The sequence below is a fragment of the Rothia sp. HMSC071B01 genome (assembly GCF_001808945.1).
In the GTDB taxonomy this organism is placed as follows: Bacteria; Actinomycetota; Actinomycetes; order Actinomycetales; family Micrococcaceae; genus Rothia.
The window spans coordinates 55,352-63,214 of sequence record NZ_KV795077.1; the positions used below are offsets into that span (position 1 = coordinate 55,352).

The following is a 7,863-nucleotide window of genomic DNA, read 5'->3' on the forward strand; positions in this document are numbered from 1 at the left end:
GTCGAAGTAGAAGACCACGCCAACGGGCTTGGAGTAGTCCAGGTTGTTCGCGTACACGTGGTACTGGGAGGTGGTACCCGCCGGGGAGGTGTAGCTCTGGTAGGTTGCGGAGCTCATGGTGCGGGCACGCTGAGTGTTCTGCTGCTTCTGCTCAGATTTCTGTTCGGTCTTCTGCTCAGCCTTGGGAGCAGCGGTTGCCTTGCCCTTAGTGAGCGAGTTGCTCAGAATCTGCGAGAAGTTGTAGTCGAAGTGGCCCGAGCCATTCAGTACGGTCGCGGAAGCATTGGTGTATCCAGCAGCCAGGTAGGCGTCGTAGCCGCCCTCAACGGCGCCTCGTGCGCTCCAGGTCTGCGGGTAGGTCTCACCGGTACCGTCGTTCGAGTTTGCGTACCAGAACATGGGCTGGGACTTCAGCGCAGCCGAGGGGGTGCCCTCGTCCAGGCCACCACCAGCGACCATGATGGATCCGCCGCCGTTACGCCAGGTCTGGGGCTTGGTGTTCAGCTCGTAGGTGATGAACTCAGCGCCACCGGAGTAGCCCATGGTCCACACGTTGGAGGAGTCCACACCGTTAGCCGCGATGAAGGAGGAAGCGAAGGAGCGGAAGAACTCGCCGTTACGCTCCATGTCTTCCCACCAGGTCACGCCAGCGTCGTAACGGTTGGCGTCCGGGGAGATGACGGGCACGAACAGCATGTTCTGTGCCGCTGCGGATGCAGCCATCTGAGCCAGCTCACCGGAGGGGTCGTAGACCTTGGACTGGTCGTTGCGCCAGTAGTCGCCGTCGAAGTAGAAGACCACGCCAACGGGCTTGGAGAAGTCCACGCCCTCAGCGTAGACGTGGTACTGCGAGGTGGTACCAGCCGGGGAGGTGTAGGACAGGAAAGTCTGGTTGGTGCGGGTTGCTGCCACACCGGATGCCGCCTGAGTAGCCTGTGCGGTCTGCGCGGGCTGCGCGGCAGGGGTTGCAGCGCTCTGGGTAGCTGCGGGAGCCTGGGTAGCTGCGGGGGTCTGTGCAACCTGTGCCAGGGTGGGCTGAGCGGAAGGCTGAGCCGCCTGTGCGGACTGGAAGGTAGCCGAGGGGGTTGTCTGCTGAGTTGCCTGGGCAGTGTAGGTCTTCTGGATGGGCTGAACCGCGGTCGTTGCGGGAGCCTGCTGAGTCTGCTTTGCCTGTTCTGCCTGCTGGCGGATCTGCACAGCAACCTGCGAGAGGGTGGGCTGCACGGTGGAGGTGAACAGGGACTTCGGAGCCTGGGTAGCTGCGCCGGGGATGTCCTGAACGACGGGTGCGAATGCGGAAGCGGGTGCTACCAGGGTGCTACCGAGCACGGAGGGTACGGCGATGGCTGCGAGAGAGCCAGCCTTAACGGTGCGGGGGCGAAGTGCCATGGGTTGTCCTCGTTGTTGGTGTTTCGTGGGGCGCGGACGCCCGAGAGTGGTTGAGTGATAGGTGGTCTATAGGTGAGAAGCCTATAGGCGGTCGGCCTGCGAATGTGATGCCGCATGGAGCAAGTCCAGTAACCGTCCCGTGTGTGTTGCGGGGGTTTCCTCGTGTGATGGAGGGGTGCAGTATTCATTTCGGAGAGCTACGCGGCGGACCGCGGTGACCACGTACTCAAAGCTACCAGGTCAAAAAGCCTTTTCCAGCGGTTTTTTGGGGCTATTTTTGGGTATCGAACAAGATTCAATCTTAACAAGAGCTTTTTCTAAGCTTCTAGTTTAACTTGAATCACCCTCAAGTAGAGGTTGAATGGGCTATTTTTCCTTGATTTTCCGGGGTTTTTGAGCGTTTTTTGAAAGAGTTTCAAAAAACTCTACAATTAACTTGAATGTTTCGTATGTGATTACAATCACTTTCAGAGTGAATTGTTGCACTCGAAGCCCAATTTTTGCCAAAAACCGCGGAATTCCGGGGCAAAACGGGTGATTTCCAAGCCCGGAATATAGGCACCTTTCGCATATTCCACTTTGAGAATGCACTTTGAGGCAAAAACAGCCCCCTCGCCACTCCCCCACCCAGGCATCCTATCGGACCCCTCATCACGCTCTTGAGACCCGCCCCAGAGCCCCCTTCAGGACCCCTTTCAGATCCCCTTTCAAGGAGCTCAAAAGCAGCGTCTCAAGAAGGCGTAACCACCCTCCAGCAACCGCTCGGAAGTGACTCCACCACCCCCATGGGCACACCCGCTTGAAGCCCCGATAGACGGACTGAGGAATACCTCGAAAGACGCATCGGGAGACGTTCCGAAACCAGTCCAGGGTACTTTCACGACGGTTCTATGAAATTCCATAAGGAGGTTCCGTGAGGAGGTTTCAAGAGGCAGGAAGATCCACCCCAAACACCCCGAAGGGGCAGCGGGCAAGCCCCTATCAGTCTCCCCGAAGCACCGCCCCAACAAGGCTCAGAAGACCCCCTCCGCAGATTACAGAAGGCAGGGGATATAAAGAAAGCCGCCCAGCAGGCGGCAGAAAGGTAGCACAAGAAGAAGAAAGGTAGGCGGCAAATGAAGACAGGTCGCCAATAGGAAAGGTGCAGGAAGGTGGCGAAAGAAGGCAGGCCGGCGGTCGGAGGGTGAGTCGGAGAGTGACAGGAGGACGGCAGAAGGAGATAGGTCAGCGGGGGGGGTACGGGTTTTGGGGAATAAAAAAACTCCCGATAGCTAAAAGCTATCGGGAGTTATCCGTTGCGGGGACAGGATTTGAACCTGCGACCTCCGGGGTCTGCATCTCTTTTTAATGAAACAGTGAGATACAGCCAAGTAATCGTTGATATTGTGCGGTAACCGTCCCCTTATCCTTCCCTAAAGATACTTGAAGTTACCGGCATATCCTCACGAAAGATAGGGAATAAGGTAGGGACTACCTTTCCTCCCTACGCCGTGCTCGGGCTGCCTCGTACAGCGTTGTGAGGTCTGACAGGTCTGAGTATGCCTGTGCGTTCACATCGACCGAGTGGCCGAGCGTTCGAGCACGCAGTAGCGCGTCTACGTCCGTGCGGTACATGGTGTTGAGGGTGGTTCTCCAGACGTGGGTGCGGTGGGTCTCCAGCAGAGGCACTCCGCAGTCGCGAGCCAGATCCTTGTAGAACGCCTTGAGAGCCTTCTGAGCGTTGTATCTGTCCCACTCGGTGTCTGGGTTGAGCGGTGCGCCCACAACGTAGGCTCCACCGACTTCATCTCGTCTACGGGTAAGGTGCTCATAGACCGCAGGCTCGACGAGAGCCGCGACGCGGGTGGTGCCTGTCTTGGCGTTTTCAGCCCGAATAATGCACGCTGGGCGGTTTTGGTCGTCGGTGATGATGTCGTCCCACATGAGAGTTCTTGCTTCGCTTACGCGCAGCCCTGTGGCCATTTGGAGCAGGGTTAGGTCGATGCAGCAGCGGTGGACGGCAACGCGGTCCTCTAGCGTGTACCTGCCTCGTTTGGGTGGTACTAGTGTGGGTGACCAGGTATTGGTCGGGGGTTGTGGGTAGAGGTCGAGGTCCTTGATGATGAGCGGACTTCTACCACCGCGATCTTCAAAGGACCTCCTGTTGACTTCTTACCGTGACGGATCATGGGGCAGCCACACACAGAGCACGATGCAGTATTCACAGGAACGAGGCAAACACGACCAACTGAAAGAGTGACTTTCCCGCACCAGAAAGCCGAAAAGTCACCCAACCAGCAACACGTAGTGTCCTATAACCCAGAAAGAAAGCTCTCCCTGGAAGCCACTGAGGCTTCCAGGGAGAGCAGTCAGAGAGTGCGAAAGACGAATACACCGCTATCAAGCGTGAGGCGGCCGATGGGGGAGTCGTAGGTGGCGAGCGCCGGATCAGAATTGCTCGGGGTGATCGCGGTAGGCATACGCCCACACTGTCACGGCGACAGTCACAGCGCGAGTCCACGCGTCACGGACAGCGTCCAGTTCTGCGCCCTCGAAGCCCTCCGCCAGGAGACGGTGCCCGACCTCCACAGTCGGCGCGATGAAGGCGAGCACGTAGCGCAGAGGCACGAATGGCGTCGAGTCCGCCCCATCCGCCGCGTTCTTCGCCGCGGTCATGTGTCGAGCTCCGATCAGGTACTGGTAGTCCAACCACGCCTGATCCCGCTCGCGCGTGCACATGTCGATGATCCACTGGGCGAATCGGGGCTTTGACGCCTGCGCGTACTCGGGGTTCGGCTGTCCATCCGGATGCGCGGAATGTGCTGCCAGGTAGGTCTTTTGAGCCAAAATCCCGCGCCACGTGTCGACCATTTCCATGGCATGCGGCGCCAGGATGGGTTCTGCTCGCGCGAGCAGCTCTGCGTCACCGGGCTGGACGTGCGCGGCGGCCTCAATCTGGCGTAGATCCTCGAGTGTGAGCGGAGACGTGGGGACGGCATCGGTGCCGTAGGTGTACCCCGACGAGTGGTCGTAAGCGGTCATGCGAACCCCCTTGAACTTATGCGTCAATTGTAGAACGTGCTCTTGCTCAGGTCAAGTCCTGTGGAGTGGTGTAATCGTTTTGTGTCCTTCGGAGTGGGTTATGCGCTGAGTTGGAGTGGGGGTTCCTCCTGTTGGGTGGGTTGGGGTGTGAGTCGTGATTTGGTGAGGATGTCGAGGCTGAGGTAGCGTCGGCCTTCGGCCCATTCGTCGTTTTGTTCGGCTAGGACGGCTCCGACCAGGCGGATGATGGCCTGGCGGTTGGGGAAGATCCCCACGGAGTCGGTGCGTCGGCGGATTTCGCGGTTGAGGCGCTCATTGGGGTTGTTGGACCAGATCTGGGTCCATACCCCGGTGGGGAAGGACGCGAAGGCGAGGACGTCTGCCCTGGCTTGATCGAGGTGATCACACACAGCGGGGAGCTTGTCGTGCACGTAGTCCAAGAGTCGGTCGTATTGAGCGTTGACTGAGGCGGCGTCGGGTTGGTCGTACACCGAGTGCAGCATCGCTTTGACGGCGGGCCATAGCGCTTTGGGGGTGATGGACATGAGATTCGCGGCGTAGTGGGTGCGGCATCGTTGCCAGGTGGCTCCGGGTAGGTTCGCTGCGATGGCTTCGACCAGGCCCAGAGAGCCTGTCAATTTTTCTGTGTATGGGGGTTAGAGGTAGGGGGTGATTCGGTCGGGGTAGGCGGTGGTGAGTTGGGCGAGGGCTTGTTTCCAGTTGGTGGTGGTGCGTCCTTGGATGAGGCGTGTGGGGGCTGTTCGTTTGTTGGCGGGTTTGCCTGCGTCTGTGAGGCGCTGGGTGGCTCGTTTGTCTTCGATGTTGCAAATTCCCAGCCACAGGAGTTTGATGGCGGCTTCTTCGCTGGGGAAATGCCCGCGGTTCTTGGTGATTTTACGTAGCTGGTAGTTCAACGATTCGATAGCGTTGGTGGTGTACACGACGCGGCGCAGCATGGGCGGGAACGCCAGGAATGGCGTGAAGCGCTGCCAAGCACGCTGCCAGGTCGCAACCGTTTGGGGGTAGCGTGCTCCCAGGTCGCTGGCCGCAAACTCTTCCAGCGCCGCTCGGGCGGTTTCTTCGTTGGGCGCGCTGTACACGCTCTTGAGAGCGGCTGCGACGGCCTTGCGGTCCTTGTAGGACACGAAACGCATGGACGCGCGGATTAAGTGAACGACGCAGGTTTGGACCATGGACTGGGGCCAGGTCGCTTCGATGGCTTCGGGCAGGCCAGCAAGTCCGTCGCAGCACACGATCAGGACATCGCGCACGCCCCGGTTGGCCAGCTCGGCGCATACGTGGGCCCAAAAAGCCGCTCCTTCATCGGCTTGGACCCAGATGCCCAGCACATGCTTGACGCCCTCCATGTCCACTCCCACCGCCAAGTGAGCGGCCCGGTTCTCCACGGTGTGATCGCGTCGGATTTTGATGCGGATCGCGTCCAGGTAGATCACCGGGTAGAACGCTTCTAGGGGGCGGTGCTGCCACTCCAGCACGGCGTCGCACACCGCGTCAGTGATCGTGGAAATCGTCCCGGCACTGACCTCCACGCCGATGGTGGAAGCCAGGTGATGACGGATATCGCGCACTGTCATTCCCCCGGCATACAAGCTGATAATCATCGCATCCAAGCCATCAAGGCGCCGCTGTCCTTTGCGTACCAGGCGTGGGGTGAAAGAGCCTGCCCGATCCCGGGGAACCTCGATCTCAAAGGCTCCCACCTCCGACATCACGGTCTTCTTCGTCGTGCCGTTCCTCGTGTTCGAGCGCGCCTGCGTGCTGGCTTGGCCCTTCTCATACCCCAAGTGCTCAGAAAGCTCAGCGGCAAGCCCGCGCTCCAAAGCCTCCTTCAGCAACGCGGGCAACAACCCCTGGCTGCCCGTCATCTCGACCTCGCCAGCATCAAGACGCTCAAACAACGCATCCAACGCCCCCGAGCGACGCAGCTCCTCCACAGCCTCACGCCCACTAGCGCCAGACACAACAACATCATCATCATTCATCATGCATCAATCCTTTCAAACAAAAAGACGGATACACAGACAATTGAACACGCCCGGCCCAGATGGGCGTCACTGGTCACCAGGCGCACGCCGGTGAGGCCTCGGGCGACCAGGTCGGCGAAGAACTCCTTCCAGGCTGGAGCGGTCTCGCTGGTGGACACGCGCACCCCCAGCACTTCGCGATGTCCGTCATTGTTGACTCCAGTGGCAACCAGAACCGCGCACGAGACGACGCGTCCTCCTTCGCGCACTTTCATGGTGAGCGCATCAGCGGCAACGAAGGTGAAAGGCCCGGCATCGTGGAGGGGCCGGTTGCGGAACTGGTCCACGTGTTCGTCCAGGTCGGCTGCCATGCGTGAGACCTGGGACTTGGACAGTCCTGTGATCCCCAGGGTTTTGACGAGCTTGTCCATACGGCGCGTGGATACTCCTGCCAGGTAGCAGTCAGCGACCACTGTGATCAACGCGGTTTCACAGCGTTTGCGCCGTTGCAGTAACCATTCTGGGAAGTAGGTGCCTGAGCGCAGCTTGGGGATCGCCACGTCGATGGTGCCGACCCTGGTGTCCAGGGGCCGGTAGCGATACCCGTTGCGCCTGGTGTGACGCTGCGGATCTTGTTGACCCCACTGGGCCCCGCACACCGCATCAGCGTCCGCTGATAACAACGCGTTGATCACGTGCTGGAGCAGGGAACGCATCAAATCTGGGGATGCCTGGGATAACGCCTCGCCAAGCAGGCCAGCAGGGTCGATAATATGAGGAGCGGTCATCGTTGTGCCTCCAAATCGTTTCGAGTCAGAAGTAGAGAGCTTTCTCGAAGGATCACACGGTGACCGCACCCATATCAAACGAGCCGACCACCACACGGTTACACCACTATGCGGGACGCTACTCTTTCACCGCTTAGTTACCGCCTGTTTGAGGCTAAGCGGTATATCGAAAACGTTGGTATATCAGTCAAAACATGGTGTGTTGCCGCCTCTACCGCCTAATTTCTAAAAAGTGTACACGCGAGTGTTCATCTTCCTACATATGCGTGTGTATATATAAAAGTTTTCGGTTTTAGGCGGTGAAGGCGGTAAAGGGTTGGGATTCGGTTGAGATACGAGGGAAAATGCTATACCGCTTTTGCATTTTCAGGCGGTAAACAGCCGGTATCAACGCCGATTAGGCGGTGAAAATCCTCCTCTGCAACCTCCCTCCCACGAGATCATGCACGAGCGAAGATAGTCATACGCCCCGAAGGGGCGTTGGATGATAGTCCTCGATGTTGGGTGATAGTCCCCCCTCCCCCCACCTCGACGACGGGCCTGAGTTTGGCTGAAAGGTAGGGAATAACATAGGGATTCGGTCTCGTCAGGGCAAAACAAAACCCGGTATCTCAGCGACTTTTCGTTGAGATACCGGGTTTTTCTGGTTGCGGGGACAGGATTTGAACCTGCGACCTCCG

3 protein-coding genes and 3 pseudogenes are annotated in these 7,863 nt (G+C 58.9%); all 6 read right to left on the reverse strand.

Going from position 1 to position 7,863, the window contains the following annotated elements; all coding sequences use genetic code 11:
- A pseudogene (locus tag HMPREF2527_RS07885) lies at positions 1–1,389 on the reverse strand (S-layer homology domain-containing protein); the annotation flags it as partial.
- 1,470 nt (positions 1,390–2,859) lie between these two features.
- Positions 2,860–3,492, reverse strand: coding sequence for a site-specific integrase (locus HMPREF2527_RS07890; protein ID WP_314684801.1), 633 nt, complete (start codon positions 3,490–3,492; stop codon positions 2,860–2,862).
- A 324-nt stretch (positions 3,493–3,816) separates the two neighbouring features.
- Complete coding sequence (locus HMPREF2527_RS07895; RefSeq protein WP_005505324.1) at positions 3,817–4,410, reverse strand: protoglobin domain-containing protein; 594 nt, start codon at positions 4,408–4,410, stop codon at positions 3,817–3,819.
- Between the two features lie 98 nt (positions 4,411–4,508).
- Positions 4,509–5,033: pseudogene (locus HMPREF2527_RS07900) on the reverse strand (transposase); the annotation flags it as partial.
- A 33-nt stretch (positions 5,034–5,066) separates the two neighbouring features.
- On the reverse strand, positions 5,067–6,416 hold the full coding sequence (locus HMPREF2527_RS07905) for an IS256 family transposase (protein WP_049341892.1): 1,350 nt from the start codon (positions 6,414–6,416) through the stop codon (positions 5,067–5,069).
- A 53-nt stretch (positions 6,417–6,469) separates the two neighbouring features.
- A pseudogene (locus HMPREF2527_RS07910) lies at positions 6,470–7,183 on the reverse strand (IS256 family transposase); the annotation flags it as partial.
- Positions 7,184–7,863 lie beyond the last annotated feature (680 nt).

What these genes read in the sequence shown, in the direction of transcription:
- HMPREF2527_RS07895 (WP_005505324.1), bottom strand. Translation starts at nt 4,410, where the DNA reads ATGACCGCTTACGACCACTCGTCGGGGTACACCTACGGCACCGATGCC.
- HMPREF2527_RS07905 (WP_049341892.1), bottom strand. Translation starts at nt 6,416, where the DNA reads ATGATGAATGATGATGATGTTGTTGTGTCTGGCGCTAGTGGGCGTGAG.